This is a genomic window from Hydrogenophaga sp. PAMC20947, assembly GCF_004795855.1.
Lineage (GTDB): Bacteria > Pseudomonadota > Gammaproteobacteria > Burkholderiales > Burkholderiaceae_C > Hydrogenophaga.
Map to the genome: position 1 here is coordinate 423,980 of NZ_CP039252.1, position 15,653 is coordinate 439,632.

At 63.0% G+C, this 15,653-nt stretch carries 13 protein-coding genes and 1 tRNA gene; 6 read left to right on the forward strand and 8 right to left on the reverse strand.

The window, feature by feature from the left end:
* The first annotated feature begins 171 nt into the window (after positions 1 to 171).
* The 4 genes from E5678_RS01945 (at position 172) to E5678_RS01960 (ending at position 7,582) form a co-directional block, all read left to right on the forward strand.
* Positions 172 to 744 carry a hypothetical protein gene (locus tag E5678_RS01945; protein WP_136176969.1) on the forward strand — a complete coding sequence of 191 codons (573 nt, stop codon included), beginning with the start codon at positions 172 to 174 and terminating at the stop codon, positions 742 to 744.
* Between the two features lie 17 nt (positions 745 to 761).
* The gene (locus tag E5678_RS01950) at positions 762 to 1,733 is read left to right on the forward strand and encodes a conjugal transfer protein TraS (RefSeq protein ID WP_136176970.1); all 972 of its coding nucleotides are present in this window, start codon (positions 762 to 764) and stop codon (positions 1,731 to 1,733) included.
* Positions 1,734 to 2,310: 577 nt separating this feature from the next.
* Positions 2,311 to 5,841 carry a GLUG motif-containing protein gene (locus E5678_RS01955; RefSeq protein ID WP_136176971.1) on the forward strand — a complete coding sequence of 1,177 codons (3,531 nt, stop codon included), beginning with the start codon at positions 2,311 to 2,313 and terminating at the stop codon, positions 5,839 to 5,841.
* A 10-nt stretch (positions 5,842 to 5,851) separates the two neighbouring features.
* Positions 5,852 to 7,582, forward strand: coding sequence for a ShlB/FhaC/HecB family hemolysin secretion/activation protein (locus E5678_RS01960; protein ID WP_136176972.1), 1,731 nt, complete (start codon positions 5,852 to 5,854; stop codon positions 7,580 to 7,582).
* Between the two features lie 477 nt (positions 7,583 to 8,059).
* Here the strand turns inward: E5678_RS01960 and E5678_RS01965 are convergent, their stop codons facing one another.
* Together E5678_RS01965 and E5678_RS01970 are read right to left on the reverse strand one after the other, a co-directional pair.
* The gene (locus E5678_RS01965) at positions 8,060 to 9,220 is read right to left on the reverse strand and encodes a Fic family protein (RefSeq protein ID WP_136176973.1); all 1,161 of its coding nucleotides are present in this window, start codon (positions 9,218 to 9,220) and stop codon (positions 8,060 to 8,062) included.
* Between the two features lie 137 nt (positions 9,221 to 9,357).
* On the reverse strand, positions 9,358 to 9,741 hold the full coding sequence (locus E5678_RS01970) for a DUF1173 family protein (RefSeq protein ID WP_136176974.1): 384 nt from the start codon (positions 9,739 to 9,741) through the stop codon (positions 9,358 to 9,360).
* A gap of 356 nt (positions 9,742 to 10,097) precedes the next feature.
* Between E5678_RS01970 and E5678_RS01975 the strand changes: the two genes are divergently transcribed.
* Entirely contained in the window at positions 10,098 to 10,358 is a 261-nt protein-coding gene (locus tag E5678_RS01975; protein WP_136176975.1) for a hypothetical protein, read from the forward strand.
* Between the two features lie 194 nt (positions 10,359 to 10,552).
* Here the strand turns inward: E5678_RS01975 and E5678_RS22225 are convergent.
* The 6 genes from E5678_RS22225 to E5678_RS02000 all read right to left on the reverse strand — a co-directional run bounded on the left by E5678_RS22225 (position 10,553) and on the right by E5678_RS02000 (position 14,903).
* A tRNA-Ser gene (locus tag E5678_RS22225) sits at positions 10,553 to 10,635 on the reverse strand.
* Positions 10,591 to 11,826 carry an integrase arm-type DNA-binding domain-containing protein gene (locus E5678_RS01980; RefSeq protein WP_247596988.1) on the reverse strand — a complete coding sequence of 412 codons (1,236 nt, stop codon included), beginning with the start codon at positions 11,824 to 11,826 and terminating at the stop codon, positions 10,591 to 10,593. The genes E5678_RS22225 and E5678_RS01980 overlap by 45 nt, the downstream gene beginning before the upstream one ends.
* A gap of 206 nt (positions 11,827 to 12,032) precedes the next feature.
* A complete protein-coding gene (locus E5678_RS01985; RefSeq protein WP_136176976.1) occupies positions 12,033 to 12,551 on the reverse strand; it encodes a dihydrofolate reductase in 519 nt (172 codons plus the stop codon).
* Complete coding sequence (locus E5678_RS01990; protein ID WP_136176977.1) at positions 12,544 to 13,455, reverse strand: DMT family transporter; 912 nt, start codon at positions 13,453 to 13,455, stop codon at positions 12,544 to 12,546. The genes E5678_RS01985 and E5678_RS01990 overlap by 8 nt, the downstream gene beginning before the upstream one ends.
* Positions 13,456 to 13,549: 94 nt before the next feature.
* A complete protein-coding gene (locus E5678_RS01995; protein WP_136176978.1) occupies positions 13,550 to 14,395 on the reverse strand; it encodes a thymidylate synthase in 846 nt (281 codons plus the stop codon).
* 76 nt (positions 14,396 to 14,471) lie between these two features.
* A complete protein-coding gene (locus tag E5678_RS02000; RefSeq protein WP_136176979.1) occupies positions 14,472 to 14,903 on the reverse strand; it encodes a potassium channel family protein in 432 nt (143 codons plus the stop codon).
* Positions 14,904 to 15,024: 121 nt separating this feature from the next.
* Between E5678_RS02000 and E5678_RS02005 the strand changes: the two genes are divergently transcribed.
* The gene (locus E5678_RS02005; protein WP_136176980.1) at positions 15,025 to 15,648 is read left to right on the forward strand and encodes a glutathione S-transferase family protein; all 624 of its coding nucleotides are present in this window, start codon (positions 15,025 to 15,027) and stop codon (positions 15,646 to 15,648) included.
* The last annotated feature ends 5 nt before the right edge of the window (positions 15,649 to 15,653 follow it).

The window sequence follows — 15,653 nt, forward strand, 5'->3', positions numbered from 1 at the left end:
GGTGACCCGCGTGTCACAGCGGCAGTCCGATGATTTCTCGAGCGGAATCATCGATCCTGAGACCGCGATTGCCGCCAATACTGAATGCGTAGGTGAGTGCAGGATAGGCGCGGTGGCGCCGGTTGTCTGACACGCTCACCCAAGGGGTGATCAGTTGTCAGGAGGCTCGGGATGGAACCCTCGTCACGGAACCGCATCAGCGTCGACTTGCATGGCCTGAAGGCCTTGCTCATGGAGCGCGCTCAAGCCCTCGGCGTGTCGCCTTCGGAGCTGGTTCGAAAGGCACTGGCGGACGAACTGGACCGGTCTGCAGAGAACATGACCGAGCCATCCGAAAAGTACACAGTGAGGCGCGCAAGCGAGCGTGCGCGCCTTTGCCTGCGCATGGGGAGCGACGAGTCCGCTGCAACGTTGGCAGCGGCACGGCGGGCAGGATTGAGCCCAGGGCGCTACGTGGCCCAACTGGTGGCAGGCGTGCCCGCGATCCTGGAAGGTGGGCGGCATGCCGACCATGTTGCGGCGCTGATTGCCGACAACGCTGAGCTGTGCACCCTCAGCCGCAACATCCACCACCTGACCCACCTGCTGCGCCAGGGTGATGTGGTGCCAGCGCTGGCCTATCGAGACATGCTCAACACACTGGACGGGGACATCCGGCGCCACCTGGCACTCGCTGCTTGCGCACTGGCCGATCTGCGCCCGCGCAGCCATCAAGCCCGGCCAGCACAACAACGCAACCATTGACGAAGAAGGAGCAATCCATGGCCCAAACCCCCAACCTCGATGGCGTCCTGATCCAGTGGGGCGACCGGTTGTTCTATCCGGGCAACCGGGTGGTGAAAGTCAAGCCTCAGCCCAGGCTGGACGCCGGGGCGATGCGGCAGAGGGCTGCGGCCATCCGAGAACGCATCGAAGCCACAGTGGTGCGGCGTGCACCCCAGGTGATGGTCAAGGTTACCGGGGGAGGGCGGGGCATGCAAGCCATTGCCGCCCACTTTCGCTACATCAGCAAGAACGGCCGGCTCGACATGGAAGATGAACGGAGCGAAACCCTTCGGGGCCAAGATGCAGTGCACGAACTCACCGAAGACTGGCGCTTTGGCGGCAGCTTGATCGACGAAGTTGGGTACCGGCGCGAGGCCTTCAACATCATGCTGTCCATGCCGTGCGGCACCGACCCGCTGATCGTGCAGCGTGCGGCGCGCGAATTCGCGCAGGCCGAGCTGGCCGACCACAAGTACGTGATGGTGCTGCACGACCACCAGGCCAATCCGCATGTGCACATCAGTGTGCGGGCTGAGTCCAGACATGGGCGGCGCCTCAACCCCAGAAAAACCGATCTGCACCGCTGGCGCGAGACCTTTGCCGATAAGCTGCGTGGGTACGGGATTGAAGCGGAGGCCACTCGGCAGGCAACGCGTGGTCAGAACATGAGTCATCCCGACCTCTGGCGCCTGAAGGCCAAGGAAGATGGGCGATTGAGAAAGGTTCGTCCCACCATCAGTTCTGGCGACAAGGTGGGCGCCAGCAGGGCGGAAACCTTGAAGGGCTGGATGCACATCGGGCAAGCCCTGGCGGGATCAACCGATGCCCGGGACGTGAAGCTGGCTGGATCAATTGCTGCCTTCATCCGGGAGGCGACTTCGTCGTGGAAGCGGCGGAATGAGTCGCACGAGATTGGCAGAGAGCTGCAACGTTCAGCTCTCGTTGTCGATCCCCAGATTCGCCGTTGACGCCGTAAGTATCCTTGCCCCCAAAAATGTTTCAAACTGGCCGGCAGGTTAAGGCTGACTGCAGGCATAGGAAATTGACGCCTGAACGTTCGCGAGTTTCGTAACCTGTCATTCGCGGAACAAGGCCCCGAGCGACCGGTTGACCACCCAGACCGGTCACCCGACTGCAGCCAGGCAGACAAGGTCGCTGGAACGACTGCTCACGCCGAAGGTGAACTGGAGCTCTCGACCCTTATGGGTCTCAACCATACGTGGTTGAAACCTACGCATAGGGTTCACTGTGGACGGCTTTGTTTGCATAGCGACCCAACGCCGACATTCGTTTCGCTCGATTGGGCGCGTGCCCGTCACCCCTCCCGTCTAACACCTTGCGCCGAGGCGCAGATGGCTCACCGCTAACGCCAGGCACAACGGCCTATGTTTTTCTCCCAATGTGCGCGTTTTTGTCAAATATCAGACAGTGCCGGCAGGCGTTGCTGAATACACTTGCACCCCCAAGCCCATCAACCGGCAAGCCCGGCTGTGTCTGTGGCTGCCAGGTGCCGGGAGCTTGTCCCCATAACCGCAACCTGCCGCCATGAACCACACATACCGCTCCGTCTACAACGCCGCCCTGGGCACCTGGGTGGCCGTCTCTGAAGCCGACGGCGCCCGGCGCAAAGGCAAACGCCTGCGCAGCAGCGCCGCCGTGCTCGCAACGGCCCTCACGCTGTCCGCCCACGCCGGGCCCATTGGCGGCACCATCGCCGCAGGCACTGGCAGCGTGGAACAGACCGGCTCCACCACCACCATCAACCAGGGCAGCCAGAACCTCTCGCTCAACTGGCAAAGCTTCAACACCCAGGCGCAAGAGACGGTGAACTTCGTGCAGCCGTCGGCCAGCGCCATCGCGGTCAACCGCATCGCCGACACCAACGGCACACAGTTTCTCGGGCGCTTGAATGCCAACGGACAGGTGTATCTGATCAACCCCAACGGCATCCTGTTTGGCCAGGGCGCACAGGTCAACGTGGGCGGCCTGGTGGCCTCCACGCTCGACATCAACGACGCCAGCCTGAACAGCGCCAGCCGCAGCTTCGCCGGCAGCGGCACCGGCAGCGTGGTCAACCAGGGCACGATCAAGGGCCACTATGTGGCGCTGCTGGGCAACACCGTCAGCAACCAGGGCAGCATCACCGCGACCTCGGCCGCCGGCCAACCGGGCGCCGTGGCGCTGGGCGCGGGCAGCGCCGCCACGCTCACCTTTGCCGGCAACAGCCTGGTCCAGATGCAGGTGGACGAGAGTACGCTGAACAACCTGGCCGACAACGGCGGGCTGATCAAGGCCGACGGCGGCAAGGTGCTCATGAGCGCGGGCGCCAAAGACGCTTTGCTGGCCAGCGTGGTGAACAACACCGGCGTGATCGAAGCGCGCACGGTGGACGACCAGGACGGCACCATCATCTTGCTCGGCGGCATGGCGGCGGGCACCACCCAGGTAGGCGGCACGCTGGACGCCAGCGCGCCCGATGGCGGCAACGGCGGCTTCATCGAAACCTCCGCCGCCCATGTCAGGGTGCTCGAGGGGGCACAGATCACCACGCTGGCCGCCAGCGGCAACGGTGGAAAGAGCGGAAAGAGTGGCACATGGCTGATCGACCCGGTGGACTTCACCATTGCCGCCAGCGGCGGTGACATGACCGGCACCCAGGTAAAAACCGCCCTGGAGGGTGGTAACTTCACCATACAAAGCACCCAAGGCGCCACCGGCACAGCAGGCGACATCAACATCAACGCCACGGTGAGCTGGACCGCCAACAAGCTCACGCTGAACGCGCAGAACAACATCAACATCAACGCCACCCTGGACGTCAGAGGAGGCGCCAGCCTGGCGCTGGAATACGGCCAGGGCGCAGTGGCTGCGGGCAACACCAGCAAGGTCATCACCACTGGCGGGGCCGTCTCCCTGCTAGCGGGCACCACCAACTTCACCACCAAGCAGGGTTCGGACGGTGCGGTCAAGAACTACACCGTCATCACCAGCCTGGGCGCAGCGGGCAGCACCACGGCCACCGACTTGCAAGGCATGAACGGTGCACTGAACGGCAACTACGTGCTGGGTGACGATATTGACGCATCCACGACTTCAGGCTGGAACGCGGGCGCAGGCTTTTCACCCGTGGGCACCCTTTCCACTGGCTTCACCGGCACTTTCGACGGCCTGGGCCACACCATCAGCGGTCTCACCATCAGCCGGTCTTCGACAGATTACGTCGGCCTGTTTGGCGCAACCAACACGGGCGCCGTCATCCAGAACATCGGGTTATTGGGTGGCAGCGTGAGCGGAAAAGACTACACCGGCGGGCTGGTGGGCAGCAACAACGGCACGATCAGCGAAAGCCACGCCACTGGCATCGTCAGCGGGAAGACGAACGTCGGCGGGCTGGTGGGCTACAACGGCAGCAGAATCAGCGACAGCTACGCCACGGGCAGCGTGACCGCGACGGGAGTCCCCCTCGGTTTTGGTAGCAACTTGTCGGCGTTCGGCGGGCTGGTGGGCAGCAACGACAGCGGCACGATCAGCAACAGCTACGCCACGGGCAACGTGACCTTCGCGACTTCTTTAGCCGTCGTCAGCCTGGGAGGACTGGTGGGCAGCAACGACAGCGGCACGATCAGCGACAGCTACGCCACGGGCATCGTCAGCGGGAAGAGGAACGTCGGCGGGCTGGTGGGCAGCAACAGCACCAACGGCACGATCAGCGACAGCTACGCCACGGGCAAGGTCAACGGAAACGAATACACCGGCGGGCTGGTGGGCAGCAACAGCACCAACGGCACGATCAGCGACAGCTACGCCACGGGCATCGTCAGCGGAAACTTATTTACCGGCGGGCTGGTGGGCTTCAACAGCGGCACGATCAGCGACAGCTACGCCACGGGCATCGTCAGCGGAACCTCCCCCGTCGGCGGGCTAGTGGGCAGCAACAGCAGCGGCACGATCAGCAACAGCTACGCCAAAGGCAACGTCAGCGGAGCCACCTCCGTCGGCGGGCTGGTGGGCAGCAACAGCAGCGGCACGATCAGCAACAGTTACGCCACAAGCATCGTCAGCGGAAACTCCTCCGTCGGCGGGCTGGTGGGCATCAACAACACCAACGGCACGATCAGCGACAGCTACGCCACAGGCAGCGTCAACGGAAACGACTACACCGGCGGGCTGGTGGGCTACAACAGCGGCACGATCGACAACAGCTACGCCGCAAGCAGCATCAGCGGAACCACCTCCGTCGGCGGACTGGTGGGCATCAACAACAGCAGCGGCACGATCAGCAACAGCTACTGGGACACCCAAACCTCAGGGACGACCCTCTCCGATGGCGGCACCGGCCTGACCACCGAGCAGATGCGGCAGCAGAGCAGCTTTGTGGGTTGGGACTTCGCCAACACCTGGGTCAACTACGACGGATTCACCTCGCCGCTGCTGCGCAACTTCCTCACCCCCTTGACGGTGACCGCCAACGACACCACCAAGGTCTACGACGGCGCAACCACTGTGGCCACCGGTGTGAGCTATTCCAGCACCCCCAACGCCGACCTGCTCGGTAGCTTCAACTGGGGCGGTGAGACCGATGTGGGCAGTTATGCCCCCAGTGGCCTGTACTCGAACCAGCAGGGCTACCTCATCAGCTATGTCGGCGGCAACCTGACCGTGACGCCGACCAGCACAACGCCTCCGACGACACCAACGATACCGGTTACTCCAGTTACTCCAGTTACGCCATCGACGCCCGTCACCCCCACACAACCCACCGACCCTGCCGCCAGCGTGGCCGCACCCGTGCAACCCACGCCCGCATCGCCAACGCCCACCCCCCAGGCGGTCAACGGCGTGCGGACCTTGTTGGCGAACCTGCTGCCTCCTGTACCCGGTCCATCCACCACCCTGACCGTGCAGCAAATCAACAGCGCCGGCAACGGCATCAGCCCCGACAGCGCGCTTGTTGTGGCGTCTGGCGACAGCCCTGCAGGCGATCCCACCCTCGGGACCGCTGGACCAGGCCCCACGCTGCGCGTTGTTGACGGCGGCGTGAAGCTGCCCAGTACCGTGATCTACATCCAAAAATAAAACCATCCCCATGCAAGCCTCCCTCCTCTCCGGCTTTCCTCGCCGTCCCACCGCCGTCGCCACCCCACCGCTGCCGGTTCTGCTGATCTCGCTGCTCGCCCTGTCCACGCTGGGCGGCCAGAGCGCCCTGGCCGCACCCGCCGCGCCAGACGCCGGCGCCATCTTGCAGCAGGTCAATCCGCCCCAGCCCGCGGCCCCTTCGTCTGTCGCTGCGCCCTTGAGCATCGAGCGCGAAGGCGCTGCCGTGCTGCCGCCGTCGGCCCCCTTTGAGGTCAAACGCATCGAGGTCTCGGGCAACACCCTGTTCGATGCCGCCACCCTGCACGCCCTGGTGAGCGACGGTGAAGGCCAGAGCCTCACCCTCATCCAGGTCGGCGAGCTGGCCAGCCGCATCACGGCGCATTACCGCAGCCAGGGCTACCCGCTGGCGCGCGCCTTCATCCCGGCGCAGACGATCCGGGAGGGTGCCGTGCGCATCGAAGTGCTCGAAGCGCGTTACGGCAAGGTCCAGCTCGACAACCGCAGCCAAGTCAGCGACGCCTTGCTGGCGGCCACCCTGCAGCCGCTGCAAAGCGCAGACTTCATCGCCCAGACCACGATGGAGCGCTCTTTGCTGCTGCTGTCGGACATCCCGGGCGCCCAGGTCAACGCTGTCTTGAAGCCCGGTGAGGCCACCGGCACTTCCGACTTGCTGGTGGGCGCTGCGCCCGGCCCGGGCGTCTCGGGCCAAGTGACGCTGGACAATTCCGGCAACCGCTACACGGGCAGAGCGCGCATCAGCGCCACGGCCAACGTCCTCAACCCGCTGCACCACGGCGACGTTCTGAGCGTGACCGGGCTCAGCTCGGGCGAGGGCTTGAATTACGGGCGGGTCAGCTATGAGTCGCTGATCAATGGCCAGGGCACCCGGCTGGGCGGATCGTATTCGGCGCTGCGCTACACCTTGGGCGACCAGCTCGCATCCCTGGATGCGAACGGCACCGCCAAGGTGACGAGCCTGTGGGCCAAGCACCCTTTCGTGCGCAGCCAGGAGGTCAACCTTTATGGAACGCTCCAGTACGACGGCACCCAACTGCGCGACCACATTGAATCGAGCGCGCTTTACACGGACCGCAGCCTGAAGAGCTGGACGGCCAGCCTCTCCGGGGATGCGCGCGATGCGTTTCTGTTGGGCGGCGTGACCGCCTGGCGCCTGGGCGTGACAGCGGGTGATGTGGGCTTTGACGATGCGCAAGCGCAGAGCTCGGATGCAGCCACCGCCAACACACAGGGCGGGTTCTCCAAATGGAATGCGAACCTCACCCGCTTGCAGGGCCTGGGTTCAAAGGACTCCCTGTACCTGGCCTACACCGGCCAGTGGGCGAACGACAACCTGGATCCGGCTCAGAAAATGACCGCAGGCGGCCCCTACACCGTGCGCGCCTATGACGCCGGTGCCCTGTCGGGCGACAGCGGGCACCTGATCAGCGCCGAATGGCGACACGATCTGGGCGCAGCCTGGCAGGGCCAATGGCAGACCGTGGCCTTTATCGACAGCGCCCAGATCAGGGTCAACAAGGCGCCTTGGGCCACCGGGGTCAACAGTGCGAGCCTGAGCGGCGCGGGCGTAGGCCTGAACTGGTTAGGCGCCAAACGGTGGAACGCCAGGCTCAGCATCGCCACCCGGATCGGCTCGGTGCCCAAATTGCTCGCCAGCGGCGCGAGCACCCGCGGTTGGATCGAAATCGGTGCGAGCTTCTGAGCGGTCAGCCAGTGCCCTGTGCCGCTTGAAGCCGCATGGCGAACATGGCGGTTCCGGGAGCAGCCCATGACACGCTCGGGCCGTTGCGCCGGCACCACCTTGTGATCGTTGGCCACTTTGCGCATCTTGGCCTGGTTGTTACCGCTGCACGCTTGCCGATCTCTTGTTTCAAATCGGCGCTCAGTCGCTCCTGACCATGCGTGCCTGGCAGACAACGTGCTCTGATCAAGGGAGGTTGTAGACAAAGTCTACGAAGTTGCCGTCAGGAAATCTGCTGGCGCAGCTGGCCGCACAGGCTTGCCAAGCGGCTCAAGGTGATGCGGCGTCAACCTGCTCCCGGGAACCCTATGACCGAAGTACCTCATACAGCGGCCATTCGGGCCAGCTCAGGTCGCTGTACCCAACTGCTGCTCTTTGGCAGTCAGCGTGAGTACGCCTGATGGCAACCACCGGCAGCAATCGCTGCAGACCAGTTGCTCAGGCGGGTGGCGCCACCAGCGCAGCGGGTATGAATCCCTCGTCCGTCAGCGCGCGCACCACACCACGCAACAGCATGTTGTGGCTGAACCCGATGCTGTATTGCCGTGCCCCGGGCTTGGTGGGCTGCAGCATGCCGCTGTCCACCAGCTTGCGAAGCTGGTAGGTGCGCTGGTTGGCGTTGAGGTCGGGCATGGCCGCTTCTAGGTCGCCAGCCTTTACCGTGCCAGCTTTAATGGTGGTGGTCAGCACCGCCTGTTCCAGGGGGGTGATCAACTGGCGCTCGCGGGCGTGGTTCACTGCAGGCAGTAGGACCTTGGCTTTGAGGTGCTCGTAGTTGGCCAGTCTGTCTACCTTGGTTAGCTCGTCGCGCACGCCAGAAAGCACATACACACACCAGCGCTCCAGCGCCGGCTCGGTGCCTGCATCAGCATCGCCCAGCCTTGCATAGTAGGCGTTGCGGTCTGCACAAAAAACCGCGGCCGGGTTGAGCAACCGCCCTTCGGCGTTTACGCGAAAACCGTACTTGATCAGCATGGCGTAGGTGAGCAGACGCACCACCCGACCATTGCCGTTGCCAAATGGATGCACCCAAGCGAACCGGTGATGCGCCAGCGCCACTTTCATTAAGTCGTATTTGGGCGGATCCGCCCGGTTAATGAATGCCACCAGCTCGGTCATGTAGTCCGGCACCTGGGGCGCTTCGGGCGGCAGGTGTTCGGCCTGGGCAATCTTTACCGCACCTTGGCGGTAGGCGCCAGGGTTGGTGTCGCCCTCGCGCTTGAGGCCATCCACCGTGGTGGCGTGCAGGCCGCGCAGCATGTGCTCGGTCACCGGTGCTCCGGGCTCCACGCTGTCTTCGACCTGCTGCATGGCGCGCTCGATGTTCGCGATCTCCTGCAGTTGCTCGGTCCGGTTCGGGCCGTCCAACACTTTGGCTTCGACGTAATCGGCCAGTGTGGTGTGGTTGCCTTCGATGCGCGCCGAAGCCAGGCTCTCCAACACGTGGAACACCTGCTTGAGCTGCATGAACACCGGCAGTGGCGTAGTGACCTGGATTTGCAGGCGTCGCAGGTGCTCCAGGTCTGTCAATACATCCAGTAATGGCGAGTCAAAGCTCGGGTTGAGCAGCCGAAGAGGATGGTGAACAAACTGAACCATGGTTGCTAGCATCTGAAATGAAAATAAATGGTATCTGTACTTTAAGGCAAAAAGTCGTTTTTAAACAAAGTGTTTATGGTCTTTCCTGATTCAGGATATCTTGAAATATCCCGGTATCGGAAGTGGAAGAAATCTAATCAGGAAACTGGAAGTGCCCGCACGGGGTTCCCCGCCGTGCCGGCCATCACGGCGGGTGGTACCGATTGAGCCTTCAGTTGGCGCTGCGGCAGAGCGGGCAAGTCGCCGAGCGTTGGGCTCCAACTCCAGGAAGGGATGTCGGGGTTGGGTGTGGGCACTGTGAAATCGGCCAGCAAGAGCGCAGCCGAGTAGTGATCGCGGTCAATGCACAAAGGGCAGAGCGAATCACCGCAGTCCAGCAGGGTGGCACAGACCAGCGCCTGGGTGCCCGGCGTGTTGTACCGCAGGATTTTGACAAAGCTGCGCCCCTGACGCACCAGCGCTCCAATCAGTTGCTGGTCCCAACCGTCGTCCACCGGCAGCCACTGCGCGGTGGTCAGCATGAGGGACAGTTCCAGAATGTCAGGCGTGCCAGCCTCGATCACCACGAAAAGTGGCGATCATGATCAGGTGCAGGTCGGGCTCCGTGCCCCAGAGGGTGAGTTCGCTTTCAAAACTTCTGCACAGGCGTCAGTACAGCACATCGTCCAGAGCGAAGACCTGGTCAGGGAGGTGTTTGATGACGGCTTTGTGCCCGAAGCGTGAAGGCGAAATCTCTCTGACTGATGTACTTCAGGAGTCACGGCGCCCGGGGCGTTTGCAGATAAGCTGGGCTAGCTGCTCACTGGTGACCATCGGTCACTGTTCGAGTAGTGTTTAGAAGTCCATGAGACCACTTGAGCTCCACCGACCACACATCATGCGAGTCTTGTTTATGAAAACCCATCACGGTGTGAGCCGAGCACTGCGCTGTGCGCTGCTGGCTTTGACGCTGGTGATGGTTCTTGGGTACGGGGTGCGTGTGACGCTGACAGCCGTGTTGGACAGGTTGCCGTCGCTCGTGGAGATGATCAGCGTTGCGTTGCTGCTGGGCTTGCTGGTGGTCGTGGCAGTGAGATGGCACCACAACCGGCGCATGCGGCGGGTGACCGTGGACTTGCAAGACTCTGCGCTTTGGTGATTCGGCATGACGTCACCTGGGGCGAACCGCGCCCAGGTGGGGCAGGGCGCATTTTCGTTGCGGCGCGCATGCAACGGATCTTGAATTTTGTTGACGGCCATTCATGGATCGTCAAACTGGCACCAGACTGGCACCAAGCCCTTCCAGAAAACAAAAAAGTCAGCAGGCGCTAACCTGCTGACTCTCTATTTACTTGGCTCCCCGACCTGGACTCGAACCAGGGACCTGCGGATTAACAGTTCGCTTTCGATTTCGAGCTTGGTGCCGGTACTTTGGACGGCAAACCGGAGCGCAACTGGTCCACGCACGTGGCCCAAGCCTGGAGCATCTCGCGGCGCTCGGCCCGATACCCATGTCGGTTGTACGCCGCACGCACCCGATTGCCGGGTACATGGGCAAGGCAATGCTCGATCACGTCGATGCTCGCGCCAATCGCGTTGAAGTGCGTGCTGAAGGTAGCGCGCATGCCATGAGGGGTGCCGTCGCCGCTGAAGCCCAGTCGTTCCATCAGCGCATTGAGACTTCTGTTTGCCATCGGACGATCAGGATCGAGGCGATTGGGAAACAGGTAGACGTTTTCCTCTGGAACGAGTGCCCGTAGTTTTTGAAGCAACTTCACAGCCTGGCGGGAAAGGGGCACCCAGTGGGCTCGCCCAGCCTTCATCCGTTCGGCAGGGACCTCCCACTCTGCTGCCTTCAAGTCGATCTCGCTCCACTTTGCACCGGTGACTTCGGCCTTGCGACAGGCCGTCAACACGACGAGCAGCATCGCGATCCGGGTCTGCTCGTAGATCGTGTCTATGGCATCCAGCTTGCGCAGGAACTTACCGAGCAACTCGAGCGAAAGGGCAGGGTGGTTCTCCTGGTTGCGCTTGCGGAGCACGCGAACTGGCGGCACGGGGTTGTCAGCGATCAGCCCGGAGTCGATGGCGTGCTCGAAGATGCCCCACAGGTAGTTGCGCAGGTTCCGCGCGACCTCGGGCGCTCGCGCCTCTACCTCCTTTAGTGCAGTGGTCAGCTCGAGGCGCGTGATCTTCGAAATCGGCCGGTCCTTGAAGTGGGGTGACAGGTCCTTCTCGATCTCCCGGTTGCGCTGCAAGACCGTCGCTGGCCGAAGGTCCGCGCCCGTCGCGGTTTTCCAGTCGGCGCACACCGCGCCAAAGCTGCCCTTGACGCGGTGCAGTTCCTCCTGGGCGCGGCTCTCGCGTTCTTCGCGTCGAGCCTGGACGGGGTGAATACCCTTGGCTATCAGCTTGCGCGACTCTGCGTGCGCGTGCCTCGCGTCGGCTAGCGTGACCTCGGGAAAAGCACCCAACGCTTGCAGACCTTCCACACCGTCCAGCCTGAACTTGTAGCGCCAGAGCTTCGAGCCGTTGGGCTGAACGAGGACGAACAGGCCGCCCGCATCAGCCAGCTTGAATGCTCGTTCCGCCGGCTTGGCCGACTTTATTTGTAGAGTGGTCAGCACTTGGGGGTATGGGTCAATCCGTACCCCCAACCTTACCCCCAGGCGATCGGGATTTCAAGAGATCAACTGGAAAGGCCTGAGACAATATGTGTCGCTAAGTTATTGTCACGTATAGGGTTTTTCGGACGATCTGGGACATCCTGAAATCGCCTGAGACTCCCATGCACAGTTCAGGTGGCGAGTTGCATGGGGTGTTGAGCGGGGCTTCAGGCCGCGCGGGTGTAGGTCACGAAGGCGAACAGCAAGCCGTTCACGGCGGTGTGGGGTTCGCGGCGGGTCTCGGTCCACTCGGGCCCGAGCCTGGGGGCGAACGCATCACCTTCGTAGTGGTGGCCGATTTCGGTGACCACCACCGTCGTTGCCAGGGGCAAGGCCAGCGCGTAGATCTGTTCACCGCCAATGACCCAGGCATCGCTGCCGGGCTCACAGAGCGACAGGGCGTGATCGATGGAATGGGCCACCTTGGCGCCAGAGGCCCGCCATTGGCCATTGCGCGTGATCACGATGTTGTCGCGCCCAGGCAGTGGGCGGAAGCGCTCAGGCAATGAATCCCAGGTTTTTCGACCCATGAGCACGGCGCACCCTTGGGTGGCGCGCTTGAAATGGACCATGTCTTCCGGCAGGTGCCAGGGCAGGCCGTTGTTTTTCCCGATCACGCCGTTGGAAGCGCGGGCGTAGATCAGGTGCAGGCGGGCCGGTGCTTGAGGGGAATGTGTATCAGGCATGTGTCGATTGTGCCGCGCTCAGCGATTTCGTGCGACGGGCAGGCCACAACACGCTGGCGATGGCCATCATCACAAAACCCATGGCCAGCCAGTCGCGCCAGTGGGGCACCTCACCCAGGATGAAGGTGGCGCTGAGGGTACCGACCAGCGGAATGGCCATGATGCTCATGGCACTGGTGGCCGGTGGCAACGTGCGCGCCATGCCGAACCAGATCAGTTGGGCGAAGCCGTAGTTGATCACCACGCCGTAGACCAGGCTGACCCACATGGGCAGGGAGAACCCCGAGATGTCAGGCAGGGGCTCCAAAGCCAGGGCCAGCGCCCAGACCGCCACGCTGCCGAGCAGCAGCATCCAGACGGTCACCACCAGCGGGGCGAGGGTGAACTGCGCACGGCGAAACATCAGGGTGCCCAGCGCCCAGCAGACGGCCGCGCTCAGCATCCAGGCGATGCCGGCCGGGCGACCACTGATACGGGCCACCTCGTGCCAGAGCAGCAGGGCGATGGCGATGGAGGCGCAGACCACGGCGACCCGCACGCGCGGCGTGATGCGCTCACCAAAAAAGGCGGCGCCGAGCAGCACCGTGAAGATGGGCATGGTGAAGCCCAGGATGGCGGCGCGCCCCGAGGCCAGCTCCTGCACGCCAAAGATCGACAGCGTGTGCCAGCCCAGTACGTTGGGCAGGGCCAACACGGCGATGGCGGCCCACTCCCGGCCCGCAGGCCACATGCGTTCACCGGAGCGGTTGACGTAGAAAAACAGCCAGCCCGCGCCCAGCAGCATGGTGGTAGCCCGGAAGAAGAGCGGGCTCATTTCCTGGAGTGAGAGCTTCATCATGGGCCAGTTCACGCCCCACATGAGGGTGAGGGCGAGCAGGGCCCAGACTTGTTTGCGGGACAACATGGTTTGAAGCGGGTGGTGGCGTCGGGTGGGGGCAGGCGTGCAAAACACCTGCGCCTGGGGTCAAGTTGGGGGCGCGCTGCGCGGCGGCAGAGGGTCAGACCGCGACCGGTGCCTTGATGGCGGGGTGGTGGTCGTAGTCCAGGACCTCGAAGTCCTCGAGGTTGTAGTCGAAGATCGAATCGGGACGGCGTTTGATGTTGAGCGTGGGGTAGGCCATGGGCGAGCGGCTCAGCTGGCGCTCGACCTGCTCATGGTGGTTGCTGTAGATGTGGCAATCGCCACCGGTCCAGATGAAGTCGCCCACGTCCAGATCGCATTGCTGGGCCACCATGTGGGTGAGCAAGGCGTAGCTCGCGATGTTGAAGGGCACGCCCAGGAAGATATCGGCGCTGCGCTGGTAGAGCTGGCAGCTGAGCTTGCCCCGGCCGCCCGGGGTGGTGGGCGGGGCGACATAAAACTGGAAGAACGCGTGGCACGGCATCAACGCCATTTGCGAGAGCTCGGCCACATTCCAGGCGCTCACGATGATGCGCCGCGAATCGGGGTTGGTCTTGAGTGTCTGAATGACGTCGGCGATCTGGTCGATATGGCCGCCGCCAGGCGTAGGCCAGCTGCGCCACTGCACGCCATACACAGGGCCCAGGCTGCCGTCTTCGCGGGCCCATTCGTCCCAAATCGAGCAGCCCCTTTCCTGCAGCCATTTCACATTGCTGTCACCGCGCAGAAACCAAAGCAGTTCCACGATGATGGCCTTGAGGAAAACCTTTTTGGTGGTCACCAGGGGAAAGCCTTCGTTCAGGTCGAAGCGCATCTGGTGACCGAAAACGCTGGTGGTGCCGGTGCCGGTGCGGTCACCCTTCTGTACGCCCGTGGTGAACACGTGGCGCATGAAATCTTCGTATTGGGAGCGGACGGGGTGGGCGGCGGCGGTATCGGTCATGGCAGCAGTCAAATTGAAGCAGAGGGCTAGCCTGAATTGTGCCTTGCAGCGCGACAGCGGTTGGGCCGCACCGACTTCAACCTTTTTCAGTGCGCCAGAATCGCTCCATGGAGAGGTAGGTGAAGGACGCGGACCAGGCAATCATCAGCAAGCCAGCCAAGGCCTCCGTGCCCACCAGCATGCGCACCGGCCCGACCGGAGTGAGATCTCCGAAGCCCAGCGAGGTGTAGGTTTCCGCTGAAAAATACAGACAGGTGGTCCACGAAGACCCGGCCAGTCCTGTCAGCTGGCCCGCCCCCCACCAGGTCACCAGCGCGTAGAAAGTGGCACCATACAAAAGCATTTCCAGCAGGTGTGCCGCGAATGCGCCCAGGATGACGACCACCACTTTCAACCGGTCGGGCACGCGCATGGATGGCAAGCGGTTGTTGAGGGTGCGCAAAACCTCATAGTGCAGCAGGGTGCATGCGATCAGAAGCATCACGCAGGCGAAAAGGGATTGCAGCATGGGGGAGGCTCCGGTCGTTGGCAAAGCTCAATTTCAAGGTGCGATGGTGGTGGCTTTCGCTTAGCATGGGCTGAAGTGCGACAGTTTTCGCGTTCATGTTCCAACTTTTTCAGGAGTCCACATGGGTCAACTTCAGCTCTACACCAACCCCCAGTCCCGTGGCCGAATCGCTCACTGGATGATGGAGGAGTTGGGCTTGCCGTATGAAACGGTTTGGCTGGAATATGGCACCACCATGAAAGCGCCCGACTACCTGGCGATCAATCCCATGGGCAAGGTGCCAGCCTTGAAGCATGGCAGTGCGGTGGTCACTGAGGCGGCGGCCATTTGTGCCTATGTGGCCGATGCCTTCCCTGATCAGGGGTTGCGGCCCACGCCGGGGACTCCTGAGAGCGCCGCTTACCACCGGTGGCTGTTTTTTGCGGCGGGACCGCTGGAACAAGCGGTGGTGGCGCGCTCGCTGGGGTGGGCGGTGCCTGAAGGGCGAAACGCCATGGTGGGTTTTGGCAGCTACGAAGACACGCTGAACGCGCTGGAGCGGGCCTTGAGTGCCGCGCCGTATGTGTGTGGGGAGCGATTTACGGCGGCGGATGTCTATGTGGGGTCCAGCGTGAGCTGGGGCCTGCAGTTTGGCACCATCGAGAAGCGACCGGTCTTTGAGGCGTATGCCCACCGCTTGCAAATCCGGCCGGCAGCGATTCGGGCGCATGCACTCAATGAAGCGCACCTGGCTCATCAGGGCTGAGCGTG